A 26,592-nucleotide genomic window follows, 5' to 3' on the forward strand; every position below is an offset into this window, starting at 1 on the left:
ATGGGGTTGGTTTCAGCATGTTGGGAGGTTGCCGCTGATGATGCGCATAGGTCATGGTTTTGATGTCCATAAATTTGGTGGGGTTGGCCCCTGCATGCTGGGTGGGGTGCCGGTTCCCTACGAACAGGGGCTGGTTGCCCACTCCGACGGCGACGTGGTGCTGCACGCGGTGAGCGATGCCCTGCTGGGGGCCATCGGTGCCGGTGACATCGGTCGCCACTTCCCCGATACCGCTGCCGAGTTCAAGGGGATCGACAGTCGCATCCTGCTGCGGGATGTGTTTGCCCGCGTGCAGCGCGCAGGGTATGCCATCGGCAACCTGGATGTGACCATCATCGCCCAGGCCCCCAAAATGGCCCCCCATATCGACGCCATGTGCGCCGTGCTGGCCGCCGACCTGCAATGTGATTTGAACCGGGTGAACGTCAAGGCGACCACCACCGAACAGCTTGGGTTTACGGGGCGCAAGGAAGGGATCGCCACCGAAGCCGTCGTCCTACTGGTGAAACAATAATGCTGGAACAACTTGCCTATCTGCACGGGGCGCCCACCGCCCGCGGTATCCTCAAGGCCGAGGCCGCCGACTTCGTGGTCAATGAAGATCTCGGCTTCGAACCCTGCGGGGAAGGGGAGCACATCTTCGTCCGGGTGCGCAAAACCGGCGAGAACACTGCCTGGGTGGCCGGTCTGCTGGCCGATGCGGCCGGGGTCAACCGCAATGCGGTGACCTGGGCGGGCCTGAAGGATCGCCACGCGGTGACCGAGCAGTGGTTTGGCATTCATCTGCCGGGCAAGGCCGAGCCGGATTTGTCGGTTATCGAGAGCGACAGCATCCAGATCCTGCAAGCCAAGCGTCACAACCGCAAATTGCGGGTCGGCTACCTCAAGGGTAACCACTTCACCCTGCGCCTCACCGGTCTGGAACAGGCCGACGGACTGGAAGCGCGCCTGCAGGCCATCGCCGGGCAGGGCGTGCCCAATTACTATGGTGAGCAGCGCTTTGGCCGCGATGGCAACAACCTGGAAGCGGCCAAGGCGATGTTTGCCGGCAAGCGGATCAAGGATCGCAACAAGCGCTCCCTCTATCTCTCTGCCGCCCGCAGCATGCTGTTCAACGCCATCGTCAGCGCCCGTATCGAGCAGGGGCTGGCCCATCAGCTGCTGGCCGGTGATTGCGTGATGCTCAAGGGCAGCCACTCCATCTTCAGTGAAGAGGTGCTGACCCCCGAGCTGGAAGCGCGCCTTGCCTCCGGCGACGTGCAACTGACCGCCCCCCAGTGGGGCCGTGGCCGTCTGGCCAGTCAGGGTGCCGCTGCCGAGTTTGAACAGGGCGTGTTGGCCCCTTACAGCGATTGGTGTGACGGGCTGGAGAAGGCGGGGCTGGATCAGGATCGCCGCCCGCTGCTGCTCAAGCCGGAGCAGATGAGCTGGCAACTGGACGGCGAGGCGCTGACCCTCTCCTTCTTCCTGCCAGCGGGCGCGTTTGCCACCAGCGTGGTGCGCGAGTTAATGCAGGCCGAAGAGGCCGATCATGGTTTCAGGAATCAGACCGATGCGAATTCTGGTCAGTAATGATGATGGTGTGCATGCCGAGGGCATTCGAGCTCTCAGCGAGGCGCTGCGCGCCTGCGGCGAGGTCATTGTGGTGGCGCCGGATCGCAATCGCAGCGGCGCGAGTCACTCCCTGACGCTGGAAGTACCGCTGCGGGTCACCCGTATCAGCGAAACCGGTTACTATGCGGTGAAGGGCACGCCGACCGACTGCGTGCATCTGGCGGTCAACGAGCTGGTACGCCCTGAACCCGATATGGTCGTGGCCGGTATTAACCACGGCGCCAACCTGGGGGATGATGTCATCTACTCGGGCACGGTCGCCGCGGCCACCGAGGGGCGCCATCTTGGCTACCCCTCCATCGCCATCTCGCTGGTGGGCAAGACCCACTTCGCCACGGCGGCCCACTATGCGGCCCTGCTGGTGAAGGGACTGATGAAACACCCCCTGCCTGCCGATCAGATCCTCAACGTCAACGTGCCGGATTTGCCCCTCGAGCAGATCAAGGGGATCAAGACCACCCGCCTTGGCAATCGCCACCGGGCGGAGTCGGTGATCTGCACCGAGGATCCCCGTGGCCAGCCCATCTACTGGATTGGCCCTCCCGGCAGCCAGCAGGATGCCGGTGACGGTACCGACTTTGCTGCCATCGAGCAGGGCTATGTCTCGATTACCCCCCTGACCATCGATATGACTGCCTATGACAGTCTCGCCGGTCTGGGGGCCTGGTTAGATCTGCAGGGATGAGGGTGGTGTGATAGTACAGCGCCTGTTAAATCAGCTCATTGCGCAGGATATTCGCGATTTTCGCGTGCTGGCGACCATCGCGAAAGTGCCGCGCCAGCTGTTCGTGGACGAGGCCATGGCGCACAAGGCGTGGGACAACACCGCCCTGCCCATTGGCCACGGCCAGACCATTTCGCAGCCCTACATGGTGGCGCGAATGACCGAGTTGCTGATGCAAAATGATCCGGCCCACGTGCTGGAGATTGGCACTGGCTCCGGTTACCAGACGGCGATCCTCGCCCATCTGGTGGAGCATGTTTATACCGTTGAGCGGATCAAGTCGCTGCAGTTCCAGGCCCGGCGCCGACTGCGCCAGCTCGATCTGCACAATGTCTCGGCCAAGCACGGCAACGGCTGGCTGGGGTGGCCCAACAAGGGGCCTTATGACGCCATTCTGGTGACTGCCGCGGCGAGCGAAATCCCCACGGCACTGACCGATCAGCTGGCCGAAGGGGGTCGACTGGTGTTGCCGGTGGGTGACAGCCAGCAGACCCTGCAGCTGATCGAACGATCCGGCTCCCAGTTGACCAGCCGTATTCTGGAACCGGTACGTTTTGTTCCCCTGATTGACGGAGATGTTGAGTGAAGTTGTTTTCCCGTTTGTACGTACTGGTGATGCAGTGGGCCCGCCACAAGCATGCCCCCTGGTATCTCTCCATCACCGCCTTTATCGAGTCGGTGTTCTGGCCGATCCCGGTGGACGTGATGCTGGCGCCAATGGCGCTCGCCAAGCCGCACAAGGCGTGGCACTACGCCGGGTTGGCAACCCTCTTCTCGGTGCTGGGTGCCCTGTTCGGTTACGCCCTTGGCTATGCCCTGTGGGATCCGGTGGTGCTGCCGCTGGTGGAGTCTGTGGGCTATCAGGACAAGATCGGGATCGCCCGCCACTGGTTTGAGCAGTGGGGGATCTGGGTCATTTTCATTGCCAGCTTCACCCCCATCCCCTACAAGGTGTTTACCGTGACGGCAGGGTTGTTGCAAATGGCTCTGCTGCCCTTCATCATCACCTCCCTCATCGGTCGTGGCATGCGCTTTTTCCTGGTGGCGGGCCTGATGCGCTGGGGGGGCGAGAAGATGGAACGCAAACTGATGCACTACGTGGATGTGCTCGGTTGGCTCTGTATTGGTCTGGCCGTTGTGGCCTATTTCTGGTTTAGTCGTTAAGGATCCATTATGCGTTCGCGTATTTGGCAAGGAAGCAGTGTCGTGGTGTTGTCATGGCTGCTGCTTGCCTGCTCCTCCAGTAAAAATGCAGCTCCGGTGGATGGGGTAGGTGATGATCAGTTCGTCTCGACCATTCCGGCTCGCCAGAGCGGCACTCAGCTCAGCGCCCCCATTCAGGGCGGCAGCTATGTGGTGAAGCGGGGCGATACCCTCTACTCCATCGCCTTCAACTCCGGCAACGACGTGCCGTCGCTGGCCAGTCTCAACAACATCAGTCCGCCCTACAATATCTACCCGGGGCAGCGGCTGCGTCTCGACGCATCGGGCTCTGCGGTGACCAGCAGCAGAAGTGCCGGTACCTATGAAGTACGCCGCGGCGATACCCTGAGCAGCATCGGCCGCCAGTTTGGCATGACGCCGCAGGTGCTGGCCCAGAGCAACAATCTGAGCGCCCCCTATGCGCTGCAGCCGGGTCAGGTACTCAACGTCCAGACCGCTGGCGGTGGTTCGACCCAGATGGTGGCTACGACTCGTCCGGCAACTGTAACGCCGGTGGCAGTGAGCCGTCCGAGCAGCGGACCGCGTCCGTTGGCTGAGCCGAGCGGCTCTGGTCAGACCACGCCATTCATCGCTCAGAAATCCGTTGCTCCGGCGGCACCGAAGGAATACGCTCAGACCAAAGAACAAAAAACAAACAACTCCCAGTCGAGACTTGCTTGGCACTGGCCCGCAAAAGGCCGGATCGTCGAGGGGTTCTCTGTTGCAGAACAGGGTAACAAGGGTATCGACATAGCCGGCCAGAAGGGGCAACCCGTCTACGCCGCCAGCGGTGGTAAAGTGGTATACGCTGGCAGTGCTTTAAGGGGGTACGGCAAGCTGATCATCCTCAAGCATGATGATGACTATCTCTCCGCTTACGCACACAACGATGAGTTGCGGGTGAAGGAAGGGGACAGCGTCAAGGGGGGCTCGGTCATTGCCAACATGGGTAGCACGGACGCGCCGGATGTGCGATTGCATTTCGAGATCCGGTACCGAGGCAAATCGATCAATCCGATGAGCTATTTGCCAAAGCGTTAACCCCAGAGAGACCGTCTTACTCTGGTAACGTCAGGGAGACACACCATGAGCCAAGAACAACTGGTAATGCAGGATGCAGAGTTAGAGTTTGACGTTGAACCCGAATCGAACGAAGAAGAAGTAGAAGAGTTGCATGAGGTAGTCGCCGAGGCGGAAGAGACTATCTCCGATGAGTTGCTGGCACCGGAACTGAACAAGGTGATGGATGCCACGCAACTCTATCTGGGGGAGATTGGTTTTTCCCCGCTGCTCACTGCCGAAGAGGAAGTCTACTACGCCCGTCGTGCCTTGCGGGGTGACAAAGCAGCCCGCAAGCGCATGATCGAGTCCAACCTTCGACTGGTGGTGAAAATCGCCCGTCGCTACAACAACCGCGGCCTGGTGCTGCTGGATCTCATCGAAGAGGGCAACCTCGGTCTTATCCGTGCGGTCGAGAAGTTCGACCCCGAGCGCGGCTTCCGTTTCTCCACCTACGCCACCTGGTGGATCCGCCAGACTATTGAGCGGGCCATCATGAACCAGACCCGCACCATCCGTCTGCCCATTCATGTGGTCAAGGAGTTAAACGTTTACCTGCGCACCGCGCGTGAACTCTCGCACCGTCTCGATCATGAACCGACCGCCGAGGATATCGCCTTTGCGCTGGATTGTTCGGTGGACAGTGTGAACCGCATGCTCAAGCTCAACGAGAAGATCACCTCGGTAGATACCCCCATCGGTGGCGATCGCGACAAGGCGCTGCTGGATGTGCTCTCCGATGAGCGCGGCATGGGGCCCGAGCTGGAATCTCAGGATGACGACATGCGCGCCAGCATTGTGCACTGGTTGGAAGAGCTCAATCCCAAGCAGCGGGAAGTGCTGGCACGCCGTTTCGGCCTGCTGGGTTACGAGCCTGCCACGCTGGAAGATGTGGGGGCCGAGATTGGTCTGACCCGCGAGCGGGTACGTCAGATCCAGGTCGAAGGGCTGCGCCGCCTGCGGGAGATCCTGCTGAGCCAGGGACTCTCCATCGAAGCGCTGTTTCGCACCTGATCACGGTGGCTGCCGGCTGACAACAAACGGCTGAACAAGTGAATAACACGAGGGGAGCAATCGCTCCCCTCGTTTTTTATTGCCTGTCGTCTGGCGATGGCGGTGCGGTTATACCAGCTCGGCCAGCATGGTGTCGGCGTAGGGCACCAGCGCTTCGCCCTTCTTCACCTTGTCGAGATAGTCCGGGTTGGCGATGAGCGGACGACCGATGGCCACCAGATCGAAGCGGTTGGCCTCGATGGCCACGGCGGCGCGCTCGGCGTCGTAGTTGCCCACCCCGACCAGATTGCCCTTGTAGTTGGCGCGCAGATAGTCGGAGGCGCGGCCACCCAGATAATCGAAGGTGAGGTTGTCATCGAAGATGCCGAGGTGGATATAGGCCAGCGGGCGATCGTTGAGCTCGGCCAGCAAATAGTCGAACACGGCGCGATCTTCCGGGCTGCCCTCCAGATGAACATAGGCACCGGGGGAGAGGCGAATGCCAACCCGATCACCGCCGATACGGGCGCTGATGGCATCGACCACTTCCAGCGCGAAACGGCTCATCTTTTCCGGGCTGCCGCCGTAGTTGTCGGTGCGCAGGTTGGTGGAGTGGTGCAGGAACTGGTCGATCAGATAGCCGTTGGCACCGTGGATCTCCACCCCGTCAAAGCCTGCCTCGATGGCGTTGGCAGCGGCCTGGGCGTAATCCTGTACCAGCTGGGCGATGTCGGCCTCGGTCAGGGCACGCGGTACCTGATAGGTCAGCTCGCGCATGCGGGGTACTGTGCCCTCGTGCGCCACGGCAGAGGGGGCCAGCACTTCAGCCTGATGGAAGAAGGGGTGGGAGAGGCGACCGACGTGCCACAGCTGGGCGAAGATCTTGCCGCCCTTGGCGTGCACGGCGCTGGTCACTTTCTTCCAGCCATCGATCTGCGCCTGGGTAAAGAGGCCCGGGGTATTGGGGTAGCCCTGCCCGTCGGGGCGAATGATGACGGCCTCGGAAACAATCAGACCGATGTCGGCGCGGCGGCCGTAATAGGCAGCCATCTGCTCGGTCGGCACCAGACCGGGGCCTGCCATGCAGCGGGTGAGCGGGGCCATCATGAAGCGGTTGGCCAGGGTCAGAGTGTCATTGAGTCGATACGGCTGAAACAGGGTATTCATGATAGTTTGTCCTGAACGGGTTATTCTTGAATGTGCATTCAAGACGTTTTTTGCGTCGGGCGCAAGCTTTTTTTGAATGCTCGTTCAAGAATGTTGGCCCGAGCGGGCGGCTGGGGTAAACTTGCCGCCCTTTCCAGCCACTCTTTATCGGCGGGCCTGTTTGCCCCTTGCCGGTGAACCATTTCTCACGGGAGGAACCATGCGCATAGCCGAGTTTGATCGGGACGAGGTGCTGCGAAATGCCATGGAAGCGTTTCGCGCCAAGGGGTACGCCAAGACCACCATGCAGGAGCTGGTGGCCGCCACCGGCCTGCATCCGGGCAGCATCTACGGCGCCTTCGGCAACAAGCGCGGCCTGCTGCTGGCGGCGGTGGATCACTATGTCGAGGGCAAACGCACCCTGCGCCGCGCCTTGCTCGACAACTCGAGCCCGCTGGCGGGCCTTGCTGCCTATCTCGACGGGATTGTGGGAGAGGCGCTTTGCGGCTCCTGTCTGGTGACTCGCACCATGATGGAGTTGAGCGAGCAGGATGAGGAGCTGACCCAGCGGGTCAAGGCCATCTACGGCGAACTGGAGCAGGATCTGGCCGAGTTGCTGACACAGGCACAGGCAAAAGGCGAGCTGGCCCCGGATAGCAATATCCGCACCCTCACCGCCTTGCTGCTGATCAACCTGCAAGGGCTGGTCACCTTCGCCCAGTGCCGCCCCGATCGCCCCCTGCTCGACGATGTGGTCGCCCAGCTGATGCGGGCCCTGCGGGCGTAAGGCGATACTGCAGAAACAACAGTGGCTCCCGAGGGAGCCACTGTTGTTTCTGGTCTCAGCCCTTGCATCAACCTTTGTTGCCAGACGCCGCGGCCTTACCTCGGCCCCACCAGCTCCTTCATCAAATCTTTCAGCCACACCAGCGCGGGTTGCTGGGCATGCACGGGGTGCCAGACGCAGTTGAGGTGATAATCCGGTACGTCTGCGGGCAGCGGCAGGCTTTTCAGCGGCCAGTGGGTGGCGAGCAGCTCGGCCACCATGCTGGGCAGCACCAAGAGGTGATCGCTCTGGCTGACGATGGCGGCGGCGGACATATAGCTCTGGCTGTTGACCGAGATGGTGCGGCTAAAGCCCTGACTCTTCAGATAGCGGTCGAGGCTCGCCTCCGAGGTGCCCAGCGGCGAGTGGAACACATGGGGCATGGCGATGAGCTGCGGCAGGGTGATGCGCTCCTGCCACTGGGAGGGGTCATCCTCGGCGCCGGCGGGGGCCGATTTGGCAATGGGCAGATCGGCGCGCACCAACCCGGCCAGCGGCTCGGTGAGCCAGGTCTCCTTGCCGAGATACCCCGGCACCTGCATGTACTCGTCAAAGCCCAGCACCAGATCGATCTCGCCGCTTGCCAGCTCGGCTTCGGGCAGGGTGTCGCGCAGGATGCGGATCTCGATGGTAACCCCCGGCGCCAGCCGTCTGAGGCGCTGAATAAGCGGCGGGATCAGCACGCACTCCACGTAATCTGTGGTGCAGAGCACGAAGCGCCGCTTCGACTGGCTCGGCTCGAACTCTTCTTCCTCGGTGAGCTGCTGTTCCAGCAGCCGCAGCGCCTGCTGCACCCCCAGATGCAGTCGCTGGGCGCGCGGGGTCGGCAGCATCCCCTGCGGGGTGCGCACCAAAAGCGGGTCGCCGAGAAAGGTGCGTAGCCGGTTAAGGGAGTGGCTCATGGCGGGCTGGCTGATAAAGAGCGCTTCGGCGGCGCGGGTAACGCTGCCCTGCGTCATCAGGGCGTCAAACGCGAGCAGCAGATTGAGGTCGAGCTGATGCAGTTTCATGGGGGGATTATTCGCCGTGTTTATGGGACAATCCATCCTATTCATTTGATGGATGGGGGCGCAACGTCTTAATCTGCGACCCACTCTTATTTTTCCGGGTTCCCGCGCCGCATCGGGCGTAAACGGGGGCCTCAATCCATGCAAGGAGCCTTGCGATGAGCATCAAGACCATTAACTCCACGCCGGCCGCCGACGGCTTCACCATGCCCGCCGAGTGGGCGCACCAGCAGGCCGTCTGGATGATCTGGCCGTTTCGCCCGGACAACTGGCGCGTAGCCGGTCGCTTCGCGCAAGAGACCTTCGCCAAGGTGGCCGATGCCATCGGTGGTGCTACCCCGGTCTTTATGGGGGTTCCGGCCCAGTTTATGGAGCAGGCTCGCGCCATCATGCCCGCCCACGTCACCCTGGTCGAAATGAACAGCGATGACTGCTGGGCCCGCGATACCGGCCCCACCATTGTGACCAACGCCGCAGGCGAGTGCCGTGGCGTGGATTGGGGCTTCAACGCCTGGGGCGGTCACAAGGGCGGTCTCTACTACCCGTGGAATCAGGATGAAGAGGTCGCTGCCCAGATGCTGGCCCAACACGGCATGGCTCGTTACGACGCGCCGCTGATTCTGGAAGGGGGCTCCATCCACGTCGATGGCGAAGGCACCTGCCTGACCACCGCCGAGTGCCTGCTCAACGAAAACCGCAACCCGCACCTGACCAAAGAGCAGATCGAAGCTCACCTGCGCGACTATCTGGGCGTCACCAGCTTTATCTGGCTGGACGAAGGCGTCTACATGGACGAAACCGATGGCCACATCGACAACATGTGCTGCTTCGTCCGTCCGGGTGAAGTGGCCCTGCACTGGACTGACGACCAGAACGATCCCCAGTACGCCCGCTCCGTAGCCGCCCTCAAGGTGCTGGAAGCGGAGGTCGATGCCAAGGGTCGCAAGCTGAAAGTGTGGAAGCTGCCCCAGCCGGGCCCGCTGTTCTGCACTGAAGAGGAGTCTGCCGGTGTCGAGAGCGGCAGCGGTGTACCACGCGAGGCAGAAGGCCGTCTGGCCGGTTCCTATGTGAACTTCCTGATCACCAACGATCGCATTGTCTACCCGCTGCTGGATGCCGCCACCGATGGCGAAGCCCAGCGCATTCTGGAAGAGATCTTCCCGGAGCACACCGTGGTCGGCGTACCGGCCCGCGAGATCCTGCTGGGCGGTGGCAATATTCACTGCATTACTCAGCAAATCCCCTCAGGGAAATAAGAACCTGTTCCAAGCCAGCTGAGGTTGGTATTCAAAACCCCACGCCGTGGGGTTTTCTCTCTTGATGGTGTGATGAGCGCCGTCGCTGATGCGGCGATCATCATGACAAACAGTCACCCTTTTACAGGAGATCCTAAATGATCGAAGTGACCGAGGTTTCCATTGCCGAGCTGCGTGCCGCGCTCGAATCAGGCCGTACCACAGCGGTCGAACTGGTCAAGGCCTATCTGGCCCGGATCGAGGCCTACAACGGCCCCGAGACTGCCACCAAACTCAACGCCGTGGTGGTCGCCAATCCCGATGCGCTGAAAGAAGCCGAGGCTTCCGATGCCCGCCGTGCCCGTGGCGAGACCCTGAGCCCGCTCGACGGCATCCCCTACACCGCCAAAGACAGCTATCTGGTCAAGGGGCTGAATGCCGCCTCCGGCAGCCCGGCCTTCAAGGATCTGGTGGCCCAGCGCGATGCCTTTACCGTTGAGCGCCTGCGCGCCGCCGGTGCCATCTGCCTTGGCAAGACCAATATGCCGCCGATGGCCAATGGCGGCATGCAGCGCGGCGTCTATGGCCGTGCCGAGAGCCCCTACAACGCCGACTACCTGACCGCGCCGTTTGCCTCCGGCTCCTCCAACGGGGCCGGTACTGCCACCGCCGCCAGCTTCGCCGCCTTTGGTCTGGCCGAAGAGACCTGGTCGAGCGGTCGTGGCCCTGCCTCCAACAACGGCCTGTGCGCCTACACCCCGTCCCGTGGCGTCATCTCGGTGCGCGGCAACTGGCCGCTGACTCCGACCATGGATGTGGTGGTGCCCTATGCCCGCACCATGAATGATCTGCTGGAAGTGCTCGACGTAGTGGTGGCAGACGATGCCGACACCCGTGGCGATCTGTGGCGTATGCAGCCCTGGGTGCAACTGCCCAAGGCCTCCGAAGTGCGTCCGGCTTCCTATCTGGAGCTGGCTGCCAAGGCCGACGCCCTCAAGGGCAAGCGCCTCGGCGTGCCGCGCATGTTTATCAACAAGGATGAACTGGCCGGCACCAGCGAAAACCCCGGCATTGGTGGCCCGACCGGTCAGCGCATCCATACCCGTCCAACCGTGATTGCCCTCTGGGAAGAAGCGCGCAAGGCGCTGGAAGCCGCTGGCGCCGAAGTCATCGAAGTGGACTTCCCGCTGGTCTCCAACTGCGAAGGGGACCGACCCGGCGCGCCGACCGTGTTCAATCGCGGCATCGTGAGCCCGGAGTTTCTCAACGACGAGCTGTGGGAGCTCTCCGGCTGGGCGTTCGACGATTTCCTGCGCGCCAACGGCGATCCCAAGTTGAACAAGCTTGAGGATGTCGATGGGCCGAAGATCTTCCCCCACGACCCGGGCACCCTGCCGAACCGCGAGGGCGATCTGGCGGCGGGCATGGGCGAGTATGTCAATATGGCCAAGCGCGGCCTGAAATCCTGGGACGAGATCGCCACAGTGCCGGACGGCCTGCGTGGGCTGGAGAAGACCCGCAAGCTGGACCTGGAGGACTGGATGGACGGGCTCAAGCTCGACGCCGTGCTGTTCCCCACCGTCGCCGATGTCGCCCCGGCTGATGCGGATGTGAATCCGGCCTCCGCCGATATCGCCTGGAGCAACGGCATCTGGGTTGCCAACGGCAACCTCGTCATTCGCCATCTCGGCGTGCCGACCGTCACCGTCCCCATGGGGGTGATGGCCGATATCGGTATGCCGGTGGGGCTGACCTTTGCCGGTCGTGCCTATGACGACAACAACCTGCTGCGCTTTGCGTCGGCCTTCGAGTCCACCGGCAGCAAGCGTATGGTGCCGCCACGCACGCCGCCGTTGGTTTGATTGCTGTTGTGAGTTAAATATCTCTGGTTCATTCTGAGATAATGAAAAAACCACCCGTTATGCGGGTGGTTTTTATTGCCTATGTTGTCTGGTTCGTATCTTGTGCTTATTTATTACTCATGCTTGTATCGTCAGCTAATTAAAGATTATCACCATCAATGGTGGATCCTTGGGTATACAGTAGGTGCCTCATGAGAAACGATATTGGAAGTGGTAACACTTTTGCTACATGACTTGGATAAGCTTCTATAAGAGATAATTCATAGTTAATAGTTTTGAAACCAGTGGTTAAATGTCTATTTAATATGAATTGGTTTGTGCTTTAGGAAAAAAACATAAGCATCGAGAGCATCCATTTCCGAAGATGGTAATTGAGTCATTCCTTCAGGGTATCCCTGTTGTGAGGTCATATAAGTAGTTAGCGACCAGTCTGCTGATCTATAGATAACCAATGCAGGATCATTAATTTTATTGTAACGAGTATCGAAAGGCATTGTAAATTGACCGTTCTGACTTAGTCGGAATGAATCTTCACGGTTAGACATCTCTACTGGTGTATAAACCCCAGCGTCATTTTTTTTATAAAGCACTAGCTCATAATCAGAACCGTTCATGCCCTTATTAAATATAATTTCACCTTGCACTGTAATGTTTGAATCATTTTCATCTACTTTTATCTTCGATAAGCCTGATATAGCCTTTTTTGCAGGGGGAGGTAAAAGATAACTAGTGTTGAAAATGTTCCCGGTGTAATATTTTGCATGTGGGAATATAACGATGGCAGCCCACAGAATTAATAAAAGCTGAATGGTTTTTGTTATTATATCTGATGTGTTTCTATTGCGCGCACTATTGATTAACTCTTTTATTGAAAAGTAAATGGTGCTAGCTGCCAGCCATAAATAAATGAAGTAAAATGTTATTGCGATAATGAAATCGCTTACAATAAACTCCATCTCTGCAAATTTACTGAGAAATGGTCCAGCAACAAAAGTAGCTACAGATACTCCAAGAATTGTTGATACATTCGATATTATTGACAGTTTTGTAGTTGCGTTGCCGTTTACAAAATCGTTGAAAATTTCTTTCATATTTAAATCACATTTAATTTGTTAATAAAGTTTATAAATCTCACTTAAGTCTGTCTAGTGTAACCTTGCCTGAGCTTTGAATGAAACCTTTGTGTGAGTGGTCGATGTGAATCATATAAGATAGAGGCTTAGATTAAGACCATATATCCGAATAGCGAAGCGTATTCGGACGTTCGCGAATAGGATGTCGCTGCTGATTTCTCCGGACTTTCCTCTGACTTCACCTTCTCTTCACACAACCTCATTTTCCCCTCACAAATCCCCCGTATCTTCTGCCCGCTGCTTAAAAGGCCCGGCTTGCCACAGGGGTGGCGAGGGGGCGGTTGGTTCGAGGGAGCAAGGTGATGAAAGGTTGGATGAAGTGCGGATTGGCCGGAGCCGTGGTGTTGATGGCGAGTTTCTGGGGTGGCAGCGTGCGGGCGGCTGGGATCGAACTCATGCAGGTGAGCGGCCCTGTCTACGTGGTTGAAGATAACTACTACGTAAAGGAAAACTCCATGGTCTATTTCGGGGCCAAGGGGGTGACTGTGGTGGGGGCGACCTGGACGCCGGATACCGCCCGCGAGCTGCACAAGCTGATCAAACGGGTCAGCCACCAGCCGGTGCTGGAGGTAATCAACACCAACTACCACACCGATCGGGCAGGTGGTAACGCCTACTGGAAGTCCATCGGGGCCAAGGTGGTGGCAACCCGCCAGACCCGGGAGCTGATGAAGAGCGACTGGGCCGAGATTGTCGCCTTTACCCGCAAGGGGCTGCCGGAGTACCCGGATCTGCCGCTGGTGCTGCCCAACGTGGTGCACGATGGTGACTTCACGCTGCAAGAGGGCAAGGTGCGCGCCTTCTACGCGGGCCCGGCTCATACGCCGGACGGCATCTTTGTCTACTTCCCAGACGAGCAGGTGCTCTATGGCAACTGCATCCTCAAGGAGAAGCTGGGCAACCTGAGCTTTGCCAATGTGAAGGCGTATCCGCAGACCATCGAGCGGCTGAAAGCGATGAAGCTGCCGATCAAGACGGTGATTGGCGGCCACGACTCGCCGCTGCACGGCCCCGAGCTGATTGAACACTACGAGGCGCTGATCAAGGCGGCGCCGCAGTCATAGCGGCTGCGCGACAGCCTGCAAGCCTTGCCATTGCTGCGATCAGCGGCCATAACGGCCCACCACAAAAGGCCCGCTTTCAGGAAATAAGCGGGGGTTTTGCTGTTGCGGCTTTTCTGCGGCCACTTATTGCGGGCGTTGGCACGGCGAGATTAAGGCTGTTCAAGGCGGGTGGGCTTTCATAAGATGGCCCTCTCTCTTTTCCCTGAAAGTTATCCATTTTCGTTATGCAATACGCCTCTCTCGCACGCCTCAAGCAGGCCTTTATCACCGGGATGTGGGCCTCGCTGGTCAGCATCGTTATCGGCTTCGCCTTCAAGGTGTGGCTGGCGCAGTGGGTCGCCAAGGGGGAGCTGGCGCTATTTAACAGCGTGGTGGATTTGATCTCCCTCTCCTTTATCCTGATGACCGGTTTTCGCTCCTCCATGGTGGTGAGCTACTCCCAGACCAAAAACGATCGGGACATCATCAATATCTTCCGCTACTTCCTGATTGGCATCGTGCTGCTCACCTGGGGGGCTGTGATCCCCTATATCAAGCACGGGCTCCATATCCGGGTGGAGTATCTGCAACTGGTGGGGGTCATCTTCGGACTGGGGCTCAAGGTCTACTTCACCAATCTGGTGGCAATGTACCGGATGTATGAGCTCTCCAACCGGGTTACCTGGCTGGAGCCACTGGCCAATGGCCTGCTGTTTATGGCCTGCTATTTCGGGCTGGGGATGGATGCGCTCGCTTCGCTTTTCTACGGGCTGACCTTCTCGTCGCTCGCCATCGCCGGTTATATGTATGTCTCGCGGCGCCGGGCCATCGCCACCAAGCCGCTGGCCAAGGTGGCGCTTGGGCCCGAGATGGTGAGCTATGTGAAGAAGAGCTTTACCGCCTCGCTGGAGGCGGGGGCCAGCATCCTGATGATTTACATCACCGTGCTGCTCACCATCCGCCATTTCAGCATCGACGAGCTGGGGGATTTTCAGGTGGTGGTGCGCCCCATCTTCACCTATATGACCACCCTGTTTGTCTTCCCCATCTACCGCTTTGTGCTGCCTGAGCTGGCGGTCAATCTGCGCAACGGCGATCACCGCCAGATAAGGTTGATCCGCCGCTGGATCTTCCGTCTCTCCGCCATCGTCAGTCTGGCCTTCTTTGGCTTGATGCTGCTGGCGGGCAAGCCGCTGGTGTTGCTGTTCTTCCCCGCCGACTACGTGGGGGCGGTGCCCGTGCTGTTCCACTTCTCCATCTTCTTTATCTTTATGATGCTCAACGGATATCAGCTCGCCTATATCAAGGCTCACGGCCACTTTACCCGGAGTTTGCTGATCCGGCTGGCGGGAATAGTGGCGCTGGTTGCCGCCTACTATCTGGTGGCCGAGTTCACCGCCAACGTGGTGGCGATTATCGTGGCGCAGGGGCTCGGTTATCTGGTGATGTTTATCCTCTCGACCCTGGCGGAGCGGCAGATCTTGCGATCCCTGCCACTGGTGCTGGCGACCCGCTAGGGTGTCACTCGCCAAGAGCTGGCCCCTGTCAGATAACAAAAAACGCCCGTGCGGGCGTTTTTTGTTGGCGGCGCAGGGGCGGCTTAACGCTTGCCCTTGCTGCCTTTGTTGCCAGCGAGGGCCTGCTTTCTGGCGCGCTGCTTCTGGGCCGCCTTGCTGTTGCGGCGTGGCTCGGGCTCGAAGCGGGTCAGATCCGGCTCAAAGCCCGGGAACCACTGCTGGGGCAGGCGGGTGTCGAGCACCGCTTCCACCTTCTCCAGCAGCGGCGCATCTTCCGGGCTGAACAGGGTGATGGCGAGCCCCTTGTTGCCGGCACGGCCGGTGCGCCCGATACGGTGGACGTAATCCTCGGCCACAAACGGGAATTCGAGGTTAATCACGTAGTTGAGATCGCTGATGTCGAGGCCGCGAGCCGCCACGTCGGTGGCAACCAGTGCCTGCAGGGTGCCGGCGCGAAACTCCAGCAGCACCTTCTCCCGCGCGCTCTGCGACAGATCGCCGTGGAAGGCCAGCGCATTGATGCCCGCCTTGCCGAGTTGCTGGGCCAGCTTGTCAGCCCCTTGGCGGGTGCGGCTGAAGATAAGCGCCGGTGCCCAGCCTTTCACTTTCAGCATGTGCTCGACTAGCGCCAGCTTGCGATCGCTATCCACCGTGTAGACCCGCTGCTCCACCTCGGCTGCCGTGGTGTTGCGCGGTGCCACTTCAATCAGTTCGGGGTCACGCAGCAGTACCTTGCTCAAGGCAAACAGGTTGTCGTCGCAGGTGGCGGAGAAGAGCAGGGTCTGGCGATCCGTCGGGATCTGTTTGAGCAGCGCCTTGATCTCGTCCATAAAGCCCATGTCGAGCATTCGATCCGCCTCGTCAAACACCAGATGGCGGAGGTGCTCAAGGCTCAATGCCCCCTGACGCAGATGGTCGAGCAGCCGGCCCGGGGTGGCGATCAGGATATCAACGCCCTGTTTCAGCGCTTCCACCTGCGCCGCGATACTCACCCCGCCGTAGACCAGGGTACTGGTGAGACCGCTGCCTTGCCCGTAGCGCGCCACGCTCTCGGCGACCTGCACCGCCAGCTCGCGGGTCGGCACCAGCACCAGCGCACGGATCGGGCGGGATGCATCGCTCGCCGGCTGTTGCATCAGTTGCTCCAGCAGCGGCAGCACAAAGGCGGCAGTCTTGCCGGTGCCGGTCTGGGCCCCCGCCATCAGATCCCGACCCGCCAGAATGGCAGGGATGGCGCGAGCCTGAATGGGGGTGGGGGCGGCATAGCCGAGCTCGCTCAGGGTCTGCCGCAGACGGGGGGAGAGGGCCAGTTCGGCAAAGGAGGCAATAGACATAGAAGGCACCAGTAGGGGGTTATCGCGGCCAGCGGCCACAACGACACAATCATCGTGGCCGCGATGGTAACAGAAGCAGGGGGATCGGCAGAAGGCGGCTATGCCTCTGCGTCATCCGGCAACGGACGGATCAGCCGGATCGTCTTGCCCTCGTAGCAGGCGATGTTGTGCTTGCCGTGCTGTTTGACGTGGTAGAGCAGTTCGTCGGCCAGATGCACCGCCTCGGTGACGGTGAGATAGTCGCGAATGCGGATCACCCCGGCGGAGAAGGTGATGGGAGCGGGCAGTTCGGGGATCTGCAAGGGGGCGTTTAACAGCCGTTCGGCTGAATGGATCATCATCTCGTCATCCTCCATCCCCTGAAACAGCACGATAAACTCCTCGCCGCCCCAGCGGATGGCGGTATCGATCTTGCGAATGCTGCCCTTGAGGTGGCGGGCAAAGGCGATGAGCGCGGCATCGCCGATGCTATGACCATGCAGATCGTTGATCGACTTGAAGTTGTCGATATCGAGGATCATCAGGTAGTCGTGCTCGTGCAGCAGGCTCTGGGTGAGAATGTCCCGCCGTGGCAAGCGGGTCAGGTGATCGGTATGGGCCAGGGTGCGCAGCCGCTGATAGATCTGCTTCCATGCCACCATCACCAGCAAAATGATGATGAGATAGATCTTGAACGCGGGGCCGTGAAAGGCCAGCTGGATGAAATCGAGCCAGGAGTAGGACCACCTCAGATAGAGATCTTCCCCTGCCTTGGTGCGCATAAAGGGTTTGCTCAGGCAGATCTGCCAGGGGAGGCAGGGCTCGGCAGCCTCAAACGAGATGTCGGTACGAGTCGGGTTGACGGCATCGAAGGGGTGCAGCACATCCCGAAACGCCTCATCGACAGCAATGTCGATGCTAAGCAGCCCGTACTTGTAGCCGCTGCGCCCCGACTGATGAATGAAGGGGAAGCTCATCACTATGGTTTTGCGCATGCTGAAGCTGTCGATACCGATATCGGAAACAAAGGCCTCATCGGCGCTGCAGAAGGGGCGGCCGGGTGCAAAGCTGGCGCAACCGAAGTAGTGATACCAGGCGGGCAGGGTCATCAGATCCACCTTGATCGGCGCCAGTCTGGCGGGCAGCAGCTTGTTGTCGGCCACCATGCCGATCAGCCGGTAGTCGTTCCAGATGGTGTAGATGTTGATCACCTCCGGATAGGAGAGGGCATAGCGGAAGGTATTGAGGATATTGGCGGCCGGGTATTGCAGCGGCACATCGGCAAAGCGGTGCTTGCTTCTCAGGTCGTAGCCATAGAGGTAGTTGGTGTTCGACTCGTTGCGAACGAGGTGGGCGGGAGTTTCCAGCGACCGCTGGTAGGCGAGATAGCTGGTGATGTTTTCCACCTCGAGGATCTTGGCCCGCTGGTAGAACACGTCGAACACGTTCTTCTGCTTGGCGGTGATGAGGTGCATGTCGTGGCGCAGGCTCTGATAGGTGTAATAGAACACGCAGCCCAATCCGGTCAGTATTAGCAGGGTTACCCCCAGCAGCGTCAGTTTGGGGTGTTCGATTCTAACCTTATGCCAAGCCATGGCGAGGAGCGCCTCCAGAGTGAAAGGGATGTGATATTGCTGGCTGGTTGCCAGATTAGCTGGAGTATACGTCAAAGCAAGTCCGGAAGAGTCCGCCGCTGCCGTTCATCGCCGACTGCGGGGTCGCCAGCGGCAATGGGCGGATAGTTGCTCCCGAGGGGGATACGCTGGTGAGCGGCGGCGCAGTCAGCTATTCGACGATCAGCACGCTTTCGCTCGCCAGATGGTGCAGCCACTCCCTGACGATCAGCAATACGGCGGCAACGTGCTGGTCGCGGGGCAGCAAGCTGGCGGCGAGGGGATCTCCTTCCGCCATGGCGGCCAGCTGGCCAAAGGCCTGCTCCACCAGATCCCGCTCGAGCTGGTTGTCCCCCAGCACTTCGGCCAGTGACGGCTGGCTGCGCAGGGTCAGCTGCAAGCCGGGCGGGATCTGCGGGGCGATGCGCATCAGTTCATCTTCCACCACCATGATAGCCCGCTCCAGTTCGAGCGGGGTGGGCGGCGCATGGCGAAACGGTCCGGGCTGGATGGCGTGGGTGCCAAAGGCCAGCGGGTAGTGTGACGGGGCCCCATCTGGCTGGCTCAGCCAGACCTGACTGCTCTGTTCACCAATCTCCAGCAGCAGGGTCATCATCTCGGGTACGGGTTGTGTCATGGTGCCGGGCTCCTGTATTGTAAACGTTTTCCCATTCTGCCTTTGATACCCCCGCTGTCGCCGTTTGGCGAGCACAATTTCTGCGAGTCGCCCCTCACTTTGGTGCAAACTCCTTGCAAAAAAATTTATCAATGGCAGTCTGGATGTCTAAATGGCTGTTGCCGTTTCGTTATCCTCAGATGATTCAGGAGTTCAGATATGGATATTCGCACCGCTCCCCGCGCCATCGCGCTCGCTCTCATGCTGGCCAGCGGCATTGCCGCCGCCAACGAAGCGCTGGTGATCCAGACCGATTTCGGCCTCAAAGATGGCGCCGTATCGGCCATGAAAGGGGTCGCCTTCGGGGTGGATCGCACCCTGCCGCTCTATGATCTGACCCACGAGATCCCGGCCTACAACATCTGGGAAGCCTCCTACCGCCTCTATCAGACCCTGCAGTATTGGCCCAAGGGAACGGTGTTTGTCAGCGTGGTGGATCCCGGTGTGGGCACCGATCGCCACTCGGTGGTGCTCAAGACCAAGAGCGGCCACTACATCGTCACCCCGGATAACGGCACCCTGACCCTGGTGGCCGAGCACTTCGGCATCGAGGCGGTGCGCCAGATTGACGAGAAGCGCAATCGCCTCAAGGGCTCCGAGAAGTCCTACACCTTCCACGGCCGCGATGTGTACGCCTACACCGGCGCACGGCTCGCTTCCGGCGCTATCAGTTATGAGCAGGTCGGCCCGCTGCTGCCCGCCGAGGTGGTGAAGATCCCCTATCAGCCTGCGGTCGCCGAGAAAGATGGCACCCTCAAGGGCACCATCCCGATCCTCGATGTGCAGTACGGCAACGTCTGGACCAATATCGACGATGCGCTGCTGACCCAGGCAGGGATCAACAAGGGGGATAGCGCCTGTATCAAGATCAGCGAAGGGGATGCGGTCAAATATGACGGCAAGGCACCTTACGTCAGCAGCTTCGGCGATGTGCCGGAAGGGCAGCCGCTGGTCTACCTCAACAGCCTGCTGCAGGTGTCGGTGGCGCTGAACATGGACAGCTTCGCCGCCAAGCATCAGGTGCAATCCGGCGCCAACTGGCATATTAGCCTGAAGAAGTGCTCCTGAAGATTGTCGGGCTTTCGACCAGCGGGTTTGAAGCAAGCGAGGGCAGCCAAAGAGGCTGCCCTCTCTCATTGGCTGATAGAAGTTGCGGATAAGGAGTTGTTGTCAAAATGCATATTAATTGAATGCAATTGATAATGATTGGTATTTGGATAGATAATCGCGCACTTGTCTGACCACCTAACCATAACGAATGAAAACCAGCCTTTTACTGCTCAGCCTGCTGGCCCTGACCGCATGCAATGACAATCACAGCAATACGTCGGTGGCCCCCTCACCCGAGGTGACCCCGCCGGTCGTCAAGCCGACCGAACCTCCCGTCACGCCACCCATAGTGCCACCAACAGTGCAGCCAGAAACCCATACCCGGGTGCCCCTGACCATAGAGGTCAATGTGGCCGATCGGCTGGGGGCGGGTGCACAGCTCGAGGTGAGACAGGTCGCCACCGGGATCCGCGTGCAGCAGGTCATCGTACCGGGCCAGCTCACCCGCATCACCTTGCCAGCAGGTCTGCAACTGGATCAGCCGCTGGAGCTGCTTGGTAGCGACGAGGGCTATCTGCTGCGTGCGGTATCGGTGCGGGTGGCGGATCTCTCGGCCGGGATCACTCTGGCGCGCCGCAACAGCGTGCCGCGGCTGGGATTGAACGAGGAGGAGACTGCGCTCTTCCTGCTGGCGGATCAGAGCGGGGATGGTTCCCTCAGTCAGGCCGAGTGGGGCAGGGCAGAGGAGATCCGTGTGCAGCAACAGGCGGCCATTGAGGATTACGCTGCCTTCCTGCTGGCCCAGCGCCAGCCGGGCGCCGTGCTCGACTATGCCGACAGCTGGCAGATGCTGCTGGCCCTGCGCGATGACAAGCAGGCGCGCAGCTGGTATCAGCGAAGCAACAGCGCCCAGATCCAGTCCGCCCGCACCCAGCTTTATCCCGCCAATCCCAGCCAGCCGGACGAGCCGGAGACGGCGGATCTGCTGCGCCTCGATGAGCAGGGGCAGCTGGTGGTGCGCGGCCCCTGGCAGTGCCTGCACGATGTGCGTACGGTCAGCGGGGTCAAGGGCAGCCAGTACTGGCTTTATGGCAGTGACTCCAGTGTGTTGACGGTTGCCAACCGGACACAACTGGCCGCGGTGCCGAGCGGTTGCGGCCGTAGCGACTGGCGCCTGCCGACCCTGACCGAGTTCGAACGGCTGCTGAGTGGTGACAAGTCGGCATGGCGCTACCCCAATACCTTTGCGGTAGCCCTGCCCACCCAGCTCTGGCTGCAGGATGGTGCGGGTCAGCCCCGTCTCTATCAGCTGGCGACCCGAACCTGGCTGGATGAGGGGGAGGGCAGTCTGCTCTGGTATGCGCTGGCTCCGTACCCGGTGCGCCCCTCTGTGGTGCGCGACAGCAGCAAGCCTGACATGGCGACTCTGCGCGCCCAGTACAGCGGCGCGTCAGCCCAATGGCCTGCCGCCCGGGTGGATGACGGGGTGGAATGGCAGGAGCTGGGGCCGCTGCCGGCGGTACCTTTCCCGGCCGACAACCCCTATAGCCGGGCCAAGGTGGTGTTGGGTCAGCAGCTCTTTTTCGACAAGCAGCTCTCCAAGGGGCGGGACATCAGCTGTGCCAGTTGCCACGATCCGCAAAAGGGGTGGAGCGATGGCCTGAGCGTATCGGTCGGTCATCTGGGTCAGAAGGGCAATCGCAACGCCCCCTCCATCCTCAACAGCGCCTTCAGCTCGACTCAGTTCTGGGACGGGCGGGTCGCCACGCTGGAGGAGCAGTCGCTTCACCCGATCCAGAACCCCATCGAAATGGCGCTGAGCCATGACGAGCTGCTGGCCCGCTTGCAGGCCAGCCCCGACTATCAGGCAGCCTTTGCCACCGCCTTTGGCGATCAGGGGATCACGCTGGAGCGGATCGCCAAGGCGATCGCCACCTTCGAGCGCACCATCATCAGCCGCGACAGCGATTTTGAGCGCTTCGTTCAAGGGGATAGTCAGGCGCTCAGTGACAAGGCGCTGTGGGGGATGCACCTCTACCGCACCGATGGCCGCTGCATGAACTGCCACTCGGGCCCGTTGCTGAGTCAACACGGGTTCGAGAGTGTGGGGCTTACCTATTACGGTCGCGGCAAGCTGGAAGATCGCGGCCGCTTCCTACAGACCCGCAACAAGGCAGACATCGGCCGCTTCAAGACCCCCAGTCTGCGGGACGTCGCCTTTACCGGCCCCTATATGCACAACGGTATCTTCCCGATCCTGGCCCAGCGTATCGGCGGCTCGGTGCAGGGGGTGGTGGCCATGTACAACTTTGGCGTGACCAAGTGGAGCAGCGGGGTCGGCTTCCCGACCGGTGCGGATCAATACGATCCCTTCTTCCCCAAGGCCTCCGATCACCTGCATGCTCTTGGCCTCAGCAATGACGAGCTCGATGCCATCGGCGAGTTTTTGCGCAGTGCCTCGGCCGAGCCGCGTCGCACTCCTGCCACTGTTGCTGAGCTGAGGGTGAGTGAGGCGGATGACCCGACTCCGGTGGGTGCGGTGATCACCGGGTTGGCGGTGCTGCCTGCCCAGCCTCAGTTGGAAGTGGGGCGCTCACGCCCTCTGCAACTGCAGTGGCAACTGAGCGATGGCTCTCTCGGCCTGCTCGATGTGCCTGTTGAGTGGCGCAGCGAACAGCCAGAGTTCGCCACAGTGAGCCCGGAGGGCGAGGTACGCGGTGTGGCGGTCGGTACGGCACGACTGGTGGCGACCACGGCTCGTCACACGTTGAACGTGACGTTGCAGGTGGTGGATGCCCAGCCCGATTTTGCCCGGGGCTGCCGTCAACCCGAGCTTGTGGCGGGCAAGCTGGCTTTTGTCTGCCAGCTGACCAGGGACGAGGCGGATCGTCTGTCCATCTCCTATGACGGTGTGAGCAGTGACAGTGATGGTGACTACAATCCCTTCCCGCTGGAGTATGTGACCATGGGTCAGGCGCGGGCGCGGGATTACTGCCAGCAGCTGGTGGCGCGCGGCCACGATGACTGGCGTCTGCCAACCCGGGCCGAGCTGGAGGTGCTGTTTGCCGCTTACAACAAGGATGGCGCGACGGATCAGTTGCTCCAGCAGCAGGGGTGGCCGCTCTACAACCGCTACTGGAGCAGCGATGCGATTGCCAATGACGATGGTGAGTTGCCGCTGCTCGACCTGAGCACTGGCGACCCGCTGTGGGATCTGGCGGACGAGGCCCATGCCGCTACCTGCGTCAGGGCCATCTAGCCTTCATAGATAGTCATATGAAAAACGGGCGCCTCGGCGCCCGTTTTGTTCTCTGGGAATACAGAGGGATCAGAACTCGTTGGAGAGTGCCTTGTACCCTTTGACCAGATCGATATTGGTGTGAGCCACATCCTCGGAGAATTCGGCAGCATCCACCGAGACTCGCGGGATGTGGGTCAGATCGCTCTGCTGGTTGATGCGGGTGGTGGAGGGGACGTAGAACTCTGGCGGCAGATCGCAGCCATCGATCACCGAGTTGTGACGCACCACGGCGCCATCGCCGATATGGCAGTTGAACAGCACGCTGTTGAAACCGATAAAGACCCGGTTCCCCACTTCGCACGGCCCGTGGACGATGGAGCGGTGGGCGATGGAGGTGTACTCGCCGATGGTGACGGCGGCGCCGGATTTGGAGTGGATCACCACGCCATCCTGGATGTTGGAGTTGGCGCCGATGACGATGGGCTCCATCTCGCCGTTAGCATCCACCTCGTCGGCGCGGATCACCGCATAGGGGCCGACAAAGACATTCTCTTTGATGATCACCTTGCCGCAGATGATGGCGGTCTTGTCGATATAGGCGGATTCGTCGATGACAGGCAGATGGCCGGAGGGATTCTTGCGGATCATGTTACATCCTGTGGTTGCCAAGAGGATTATCTGGTGGTGGGCGAGGAGCCTACCGGTCGGTCAGCTTACCCCTGCTCGCCCTCTGGTGAAACCCCTGACTGGTCTGACCCTTGTCGCGCACCGTCTCGGCATGGCTGTTTCCCGCCGCCAGAATATGGGAGCATGTCTGTCATCCCGAGTCGCGTTAGATGGACATATATAGATGAAGAAGATGATTGCCCTGTTGGCGGGTGGTTTGTTGCTCTCCTCGGCCGTGCAGGCCAAAGGGGAGGCGGGGGAGTTTGACTATTACGCCATGGCGCTCTCCTGGTCGCCCGAGCATTGTGCCGTCAAACCGGCGGATCGGGACCAGTGTTCCCGCAAGCTGGGCTTTGTGCTGCACGGTCTCTGGCCCCAGTACGATCGCGGTTACCCCAGCAACTGCACCCGCGAACGGCTCGATCCCGATATGGAGAGCGAGTTTGCCGACCTCTACCCCAGCCGTTTTCTCTATCGCCATGAGTGGGAGAAGCACGGCACTTGCTCCGGGCTGAGCCAGCAGGCCTTCCATCAGCTGGCGAGCGATTTGCGCCTGAAGGTGAAGATCCCGGCGGTCTATCAATCGCCGGAAGAGCCGCTGCGCAAAACCAGCTTCCAGCTCAAGGCCGATCTGGCGAGCGTCAACGAGTGGCTGGCACCCGACAACATCACGGTGGCCTGCGCCGATGGTGGCCGCTTCCTGCGGGAGATCTACATCTGCGTCAATAAAGAGGGGGCGGATGCGGTCACCTGTTCCGCCGAGATGCAAAAGCGCGAGCGCCGCTCCTGCGGTCAGCCGGATTTCCTGCTGCGCAGCGTGCGTTAAGCCTCCACTCTCTTCATCAGGCCCCTTGCGGGCCTGATGTGTAACCAGGGTTATCGGAAAGGAGTCTGACAGATGGATGGCAACAACCGGTTTGGCCCGACAGAGCGGGCCCTGCTGCTCGGCGTGAAAGGAGTGGGGCCGACCGTTATCGTGCGGCTCGAACAACTTGGCTACCATACCCTGGCCGGATTAGCCGAGGCCGATACTACCCATATCGTCCAGCTGGTGGCCAGCATGCTGGGCTCGACTTGCTGGCAGAATAGCCCGCAGGCGCGCAGTGCCATCGACGGCGCCATTGCGCTGGCCCGCGCACATCTGGCGACGGACGCGACAAACGGGGTGAATGGATGAGCCTCTTTACCGAACTGGGAATGCGTTATCCCATCATTCAGGCGCCGATGGCCGGTGTGCAGGGCAGCGATCTGGCGCTGGCCGTGACCCGTGCGGGTGGCTTGGGCTCCTTGCCTGCCGCCATGCTCACGCCAGCGGAGCTGCGCAGCGAACTGGGGCGTCTTGCCCAAAGTGGCCTTGGGCCATTTAACATCAACTTCTTTTGCCATCAGCAACGGGAGCCGGATCCCGTTGCATTGGCCCGCTGGCAGCAGCGCCTTGCCCCCTACTATGCCGAGTTCGGCGTGCAGCCCCCAGCCGTTACGACGGCGCCAAGCCGAGCCCCTTTCAATGAGGAGCATGCTGCCATGGTGGCCGAGTTCAGACCGGCGGTGGTCAGCTTTCACTTCGGCTTGCCCGCGCCCTCGCTGCTTGCTCAGGTGAAAGCGGCGGGGGCCAGGGTTTTTGCCAGCGCCACCACGGTGGCTGAAGCCGTATGGCTTGCTCACCACGGCGCCGACGCCATCATCGCCCAGGGATTGGAGGCGGGTGGTCATCGCGGCCATTTCCTCTCTGATGATCTCGCCTTGCAGCAGAGCACCTTGACCCTGCTGACGCAGATCCTCGCGGTGACCGATCTGCCGGTGATTGCCGCAGGCGGTATTGTCGATGGCAAAGGGATCACCAACGCGTTGGCGCTGGGTGCCAGCGCCGTGCAGATGGGCACCGCCTTTCTCTGCTGCGATGAAGCGACCACCTCGGCGCTGCATCGCGCCGTCCTCCATTCACCCCAAGGCCAGCAGACGGCACTGACCAATCTGTTCAGCGGCCGCCCGGCTCGGGGTATCGTCAACCGTCTGATGAGGGAGCTGGGCCCGCTCTGGGATCTTGCCCCTCACTTCCCCTATGCAAGTGGCGCACTGGCACAGCTGCGCGCCGCCGCCGAAAAAACGGGTGACAGCGGCTTCTCTCCGCTCTGGGCTGGCCAGAATGTGTCGGGCTGTCGAGATCTTCCTGCAACCGAGCTGATGGCGTGCTGGGTCAAAGAGGCTGGATTGGGATAAGCGCTGCTATATATACCTCTTTATATAGGAAAGGCCGTTGGTGCTGCACGTCAGGCGCGACGGTGCGGCGATGATGGATGAGTGCCTGTCCTCTTGTGAGGCACTTATCCGGAGACAAAACCCCGCATTTCACCCACTCCTGTGGATAAGTCTGTATAAAGACTGTGTGTTGATATGAATAACTAATAAATTGCACTTTTTTGCAATTTTATTGCGGTAAAGCCTTGCCAATGTGAGCTGGATCTCTATAATGCGCCACATCGACAGGGCAAGCGGCAACGCAAACAACCTAGTCGATAACCTCGAAAAGCCTTTGCAAATAAGGCTTGACTCGAGAAGGCGGTTGAGTAGAATTCCACTCCCGTAGCAACACGCTGTTGCGTCGCTCTTTAACAATTTGAATCAAGCAATCTGTGTGGGCACTCACAGCATCGAACATCAAACAATTTTG

General features: G+C 60.3%; 24 protein-coding genes. 17 read left to right on the plus strand and 7 right to left on the minus strand.

Annotated features, from left to right (window positions below; translation table 11 throughout):
• The first annotated feature begins 37 nt into the window (after positions 1 to 37).
• Genes ispF through rpoS form a run of 7 tightly spaced genes read left to right on the plus strand, consistent with a single transcriptional unit; the run spans position 38 to position 5,614 of the window.
• On the plus strand, positions 38 to 514 hold the full coding sequence (ispF, locus tag PG888_RS15610) for a 2-C-methyl-D-erythritol 2,4-cyclodiphosphate synthase (protein WP_058053313.1): 477 nt from the start codon (positions 38 to 40) through the stop codon (positions 512 to 514).
• Positions 514 to 1,572: a tRNA pseudouridine(13) synthase TruD gene (gene truD / locus PG888_RS15615; protein ID WP_234606142.1), complete on the plus strand. Its 1,059-nt coding sequence runs from the start codon at positions 514 to 516 to the stop codon at positions 1,570 to 1,572. Before ispF ends, truD begins: the two co-directional genes overlap by 1 nt.
• Positions 1,553 to 2,299, plus strand: a complete 747-nt coding sequence (gene surE / locus PG888_RS15620) for a 5'/3'-nucleotidase SurE (RefSeq protein ID WP_042656468.1) — start codon at positions 1,553 to 1,555, stop codon at positions 2,297 to 2,299. The genes truD and surE overlap by 20 nt, the downstream gene beginning before the upstream one ends.
• Before the next feature lie 7 nt (positions 2,300 to 2,306).
• A complete protein-coding gene (locus PG888_RS15625; RefSeq protein ID WP_033138377.1) occupies positions 2,307 to 2,924 on the plus strand; it encodes a protein-L-isoaspartate(D-aspartate) O-methyltransferase in 618 nt (205 codons plus the stop codon).
• On the plus strand, positions 2,921 to 3,502 hold the full coding sequence (locus tag PG888_RS15630; RefSeq protein WP_042656469.1) for a YqaA family protein: 582 nt from the start codon (positions 2,921 to 2,923) through the stop codon (positions 3,500 to 3,502). The genes PG888_RS15625 and PG888_RS15630 overlap by 4 nt, the downstream gene beginning before the upstream one ends.
• 9 nt (positions 3,503 to 3,511) lie before the next feature.
• The gene (locus tag PG888_RS15635) at positions 3,512 to 4,582 is read left to right on the plus strand and encodes a peptidoglycan DD-metalloendopeptidase family protein (protein WP_197927674.1); all 1,071 of its coding nucleotides are present in this window, start codon (positions 3,512 to 3,514) and stop codon (positions 4,580 to 4,582) included.
• Between the two features lie 45 nt (positions 4,583 to 4,627).
• Positions 4,628 to 5,614 carry an RNA polymerase sigma factor RpoS gene (gene rpoS / locus PG888_RS15640; protein ID WP_270693749.1) on the plus strand — a complete coding sequence of 329 codons (987 nt, stop codon included), beginning with the start codon at positions 4,628 to 4,630 and terminating at the stop codon, positions 5,612 to 5,614.
• A 108-nt stretch (positions 5,615 to 5,722) separates the two neighbouring features.
• Here the strand turns inward: rpoS and PG888_RS15645 are convergent, their stop codons facing one another.
• Positions 5,723 to 6,760, minus strand: coding sequence for an alkene reductase (locus PG888_RS15645; RefSeq protein ID WP_270693748.1), 1,038 nt, complete (start codon positions 6,758 to 6,760; stop codon positions 5,723 to 5,725).
• Between the two features lie 199 nt (positions 6,761 to 6,959).
• Here PG888_RS15645 and PG888_RS15650 point away from each other — a divergent pair, with 199 nt between their 5' ends.
• The gene (locus tag PG888_RS15650) at positions 6,960 to 7,526 is read left to right on the plus strand and encodes a TetR/AcrR family transcriptional regulator (protein ID WP_270693747.1); all 567 of its coding nucleotides are present in this window, start codon (positions 6,960 to 6,962) and stop codon (positions 7,524 to 7,526) included.
• A 95-nt stretch (positions 7,527 to 7,621) separates the two neighbouring features.
• On the opposite strand, the gene PG888_RS15655 is transcribed toward PG888_RS15650, so the two are convergent.
• Positions 7,622 to 8,575, minus strand: a complete 954-nt coding sequence (locus PG888_RS15655) for a LysR family transcriptional regulator (protein WP_021229503.1) — start codon at positions 8,573 to 8,575, stop codon at positions 7,622 to 7,624.
• 155 nt (positions 8,576 to 8,730) lie between these two features.
• Here PG888_RS15655 and aguA point away from each other — a divergent pair, with 155 nt between their 5' ends.
• Together aguA and PG888_RS15665 are read left to right on the plus strand one after the other, a co-directional pair.
• Complete coding sequence (gene aguA, locus PG888_RS15660; RefSeq protein WP_270693745.1) at positions 8,731 to 9,828, plus strand: agmatine deiminase; 1,098 nt, start codon at positions 8,731 to 8,733, stop codon at positions 9,826 to 9,828.
• 137 nt (positions 9,829 to 9,965) lie between these two features.
• The gene (locus PG888_RS15665; protein ID WP_270693744.1) at positions 9,966 to 11,669 is read left to right on the plus strand and encodes an amidase; all 1,704 of its coding nucleotides are present in this window, start codon (positions 9,966 to 9,968) and stop codon (positions 11,667 to 11,669) included.
• Positions 11,670 to 11,965: 296 nt separating this feature from the next.
• Here PG888_RS15665 and PG888_RS15670 read toward each other — a convergent pair whose 3' ends face one another.
• Positions 11,966 to 12,760 (minus strand): hypothetical protein, encoded by a 795-nt coding sequence (locus PG888_RS15670; RefSeq protein WP_270693743.1) that lies wholly within the window; start codon positions 12,758 to 12,760, stop codon positions 11,966 to 11,968.
• 341 nt (positions 12,761 to 13,101) lie between these two features.
• On the opposite strand from PG888_RS15670, the gene cphA reads away from it, so the two are divergent.
• Together cphA and PG888_RS15680 are read left to right on the plus strand one after the other, a co-directional pair.
• Entirely contained in the window at positions 13,102 to 13,866 is a 765-nt protein-coding gene (gene cphA / locus PG888_RS15675) for a CphA family subclass B2 metallo-beta-lactamase (RefSeq protein WP_442866247.1), read from the plus strand.
• Between the two features lie 224 nt (positions 13,867 to 14,090).
• Complete coding sequence (locus tag PG888_RS15680) at positions 14,091 to 15,362, plus strand: hypothetical protein (protein ID WP_270693741.1); 1,272 nt, start codon at positions 14,091 to 14,093, stop codon at positions 15,360 to 15,362.
• A gap of 83 nt (positions 15,363 to 15,445) precedes the next feature.
• On the opposite strand, the gene PG888_RS15685 is transcribed toward PG888_RS15680, so the two are convergent.
• The 3 genes from PG888_RS15685 to PG888_RS15695 form a co-directional block, all read right to left on the minus strand.
• Positions 15,446 to 16,696: a DEAD/DEAH box helicase gene (locus PG888_RS15685; protein WP_270693740.1), complete on the minus strand. Its 1,251-nt coding sequence runs from the start codon at positions 16,694 to 16,696 to the stop codon at positions 15,446 to 15,448.
• A 98-nt stretch (positions 16,697 to 16,794) separates the two neighbouring features.
• Positions 16,795 to 18,270, minus strand: a complete 1,476-nt coding sequence (locus PG888_RS15690; RefSeq protein ID WP_234606179.1) for a GGDEF domain-containing protein — start codon at positions 18,268 to 18,270, stop codon at positions 16,795 to 16,797.
• Positions 18,271 to 18,460: 190 nt separating this feature from the next.
• Positions 18,461 to 18,925: a hypothetical protein gene (locus PG888_RS15695; RefSeq protein WP_234606180.1), complete on the minus strand. Its 465-nt coding sequence runs from the start codon at positions 18,923 to 18,925 to the stop codon at positions 18,461 to 18,463.
• A gap of 198 nt (positions 18,926 to 19,123) precedes the next feature.
• Here PG888_RS15695 and PG888_RS15700 point away from each other — a divergent pair, with 198 nt between their 5' ends.
• Positions 19,124 to 20,032 (plus strand): SAM hydrolase/SAM-dependent halogenase family protein, encoded by a 909-nt coding sequence (locus tag PG888_RS15700; protein ID WP_075112515.1) that lies wholly within the window; start codon positions 19,124 to 19,126, stop codon positions 20,030 to 20,032.
• A 190-nt stretch (positions 20,033 to 20,222) separates the two neighbouring features.
• Positions 20,223 to 23,273, plus strand: coding sequence for a cytochrome c peroxidase (locus PG888_RS15705; RefSeq protein WP_234606182.1), 3,051 nt, complete (start codon positions 20,223 to 20,225; stop codon positions 23,271 to 23,273).
• A gap of 69 nt (positions 23,274 to 23,342) precedes the next feature.
• Here PG888_RS15705 and PG888_RS15710 read toward each other — a convergent pair whose 3' ends face one another.
• Positions 23,343 to 23,903 (minus strand): gamma carbonic anhydrase family protein, encoded by a 561-nt coding sequence (locus PG888_RS15710; protein WP_005343397.1) that lies wholly within the window; start codon positions 23,901 to 23,903, stop codon positions 23,343 to 23,345.
• A gap of 202 nt (positions 23,904 to 24,105) precedes the next feature.
• Here PG888_RS15710 and PG888_RS15715 point away from each other — a divergent pair, with 202 nt between their 5' ends.
• From PG888_RS15715 to PG888_RS15725, 3 genes are all read left to right on the plus strand, one after another.
• Positions 24,106 to 24,747 carry a ribonuclease T2 family protein gene (locus tag PG888_RS15715; protein ID WP_182938162.1) on the plus strand — a complete coding sequence of 214 codons (642 nt, stop codon included), beginning with the start codon at positions 24,106 to 24,108 and terminating at the stop codon, positions 24,745 to 24,747.
• A gap of 72 nt (positions 24,748 to 24,819) precedes the next feature.
• Positions 24,820 to 25,098, plus strand: coding sequence for a helix-hairpin-helix domain-containing protein (locus PG888_RS15720; protein ID WP_182938161.1), 279 nt, complete (start codon positions 24,820 to 24,822; stop codon positions 25,096 to 25,098).
• Entirely contained in the window at positions 25,095 to 26,141 is a 1,047-nt protein-coding gene (locus PG888_RS15725) for an NAD(P)H-dependent flavin oxidoreductase (RefSeq protein ID WP_182938160.1), read from the plus strand. Before PG888_RS15720 ends, PG888_RS15725 begins: the two co-directional genes overlap by 4 nt.
• Positions 26,142 to 26,592 lie beyond the last annotated feature (451 nt).

This window comes from Aeromonas sp. QDB23 (assembly GCF_027707745.1).
Lineage (GTDB): Bacteria > Pseudomonadota > Gammaproteobacteria > Enterobacterales > Aeromonadaceae > Aeromonas > Aeromonas allosaccharophila.

Excerpts from the sequence above, each read along its gene's own strand:
- PG888_RS15705 (WP_234606182.1), top strand. The coding sequence starts at position 20,223 with ATGAAAACCAGCCTTTTACTGCTCAGCCTGCTGGCCCTGACCGCATGC.
- PG888_RS15700 (WP_075112515.1), top strand. The coding sequence starts at position 19,124 with ATGGATATTCGCACCGCTCCCCGCGCCATCGCGCTCGCTCTCATGCTG.
- PG888_RS15690 (WP_234606179.1), bottom strand. The coding sequence starts at position 18,270 with ATGGCTTGGCATAAGGTTAGAATCGAACACCCCAAACTGACGCTGCTG.
- PG888_RS15695 (WP_234606180.1), bottom strand. The coding sequence starts at position 18,925 with ATGACACAACCCGTACCCGAGATGATGACCCTGCTGCTGGAGATTGGT.
- PG888_RS15670 (WP_270693743.1), bottom strand. The coding sequence starts at position 12,760 with ATGAAAGAAATTTTCAACGATTTTGTAAACGGCAACGCAACTACAAAA.
- truD (WP_234606142.1), top strand. The coding sequence starts at position 514 with ATGCTGGAACAACTTGCCTATCTGCACGGGGCGCCCACCGCCCGCGGT.
- ispF (WP_058053313.1), top strand. The coding sequence starts at position 38 with ATGATGCGCATAGGTCATGGTTTTGATGTCCATAAATTTGGTGGGGTT.
- PG888_RS15710 (WP_005343397.1), bottom strand. The coding sequence starts at position 23,903 with ATGATCCGCAAGAATCCCTCCGGCCATCTGCCTGTCATCGACGAATCC.
- aguA (WP_270693745.1), top strand. The coding sequence starts at position 8,731 with ATGAGCATCAAGACCATTAACTCCACGCCGGCCGCCGACGGCTTCACC.
- PG888_RS15685 (WP_270693740.1), bottom strand. The coding sequence starts at position 16,696 with ATGTCTATTGCCTCCTTTGCCGAACTGGCCCTCTCCCCCCGTCTGCGG.
- rpoS (WP_270693749.1), top strand. The coding sequence starts at position 4,628 with ATGAGCCAAGAACAACTGGTAATGCAGGATGCAGAGTTAGAGTTTGAC.
- PG888_RS15720 (WP_182938161.1), top strand. The coding sequence starts at position 24,820 with ATGGATGGCAACAACCGGTTTGGCCCGACAGAGCGGGCCCTGCTGCTC.
- PG888_RS15725 (WP_182938160.1), top strand. The coding sequence starts at position 25,095 with ATGAGCCTCTTTACCGAACTGGGAATGCGTTATCCCATCATTCAGGCG.
- surE (WP_042656468.1), top strand. The coding sequence starts at position 1,553 with ATGCGAATTCTGGTCAGTAATGATGATGGTGTGCATGCCGAGGGCATT.
- PG888_RS15650 (WP_270693747.1), top strand. The coding sequence starts at position 6,960 with ATGCGCATAGCCGAGTTTGATCGGGACGAGGTGCTGCGAAATGCCATG.
- PG888_RS15645 (WP_270693748.1), bottom strand. The coding sequence starts at position 6,760 with ATGAATACCCTGTTTCAGCCGTATCGACTCAATGACACTCTGACCCTG.
- PG888_RS15665 (WP_270693744.1), top strand. The coding sequence starts at position 9,966 with ATGATCGAAGTGACCGAGGTTTCCATTGCCGAGCTGCGTGCCGCGCTC.
- PG888_RS15635 (WP_197927674.1), top strand. The coding sequence starts at position 3,512 with ATGCGTTCGCGTATTTGGCAAGGAAGCAGTGTCGTGGTGTTGTCATGG.
- PG888_RS15655 (WP_021229503.1), bottom strand. The coding sequence starts at position 8,575 with ATGAAACTGCATCAGCTCGACCTCAATCTGCTGCTCGCGTTTGACGCC.
- PG888_RS15715 (WP_182938162.1), top strand. The coding sequence starts at position 24,106 with ATGAAGAAGATGATTGCCCTGTTGGCGGGTGGTTTGTTGCTCTCCTCG.
- PG888_RS15680 (WP_270693741.1), top strand. The coding sequence starts at position 14,091 with ATGCAATACGCCTCTCTCGCACGCCTCAAGCAGGCCTTTATCACCGGG.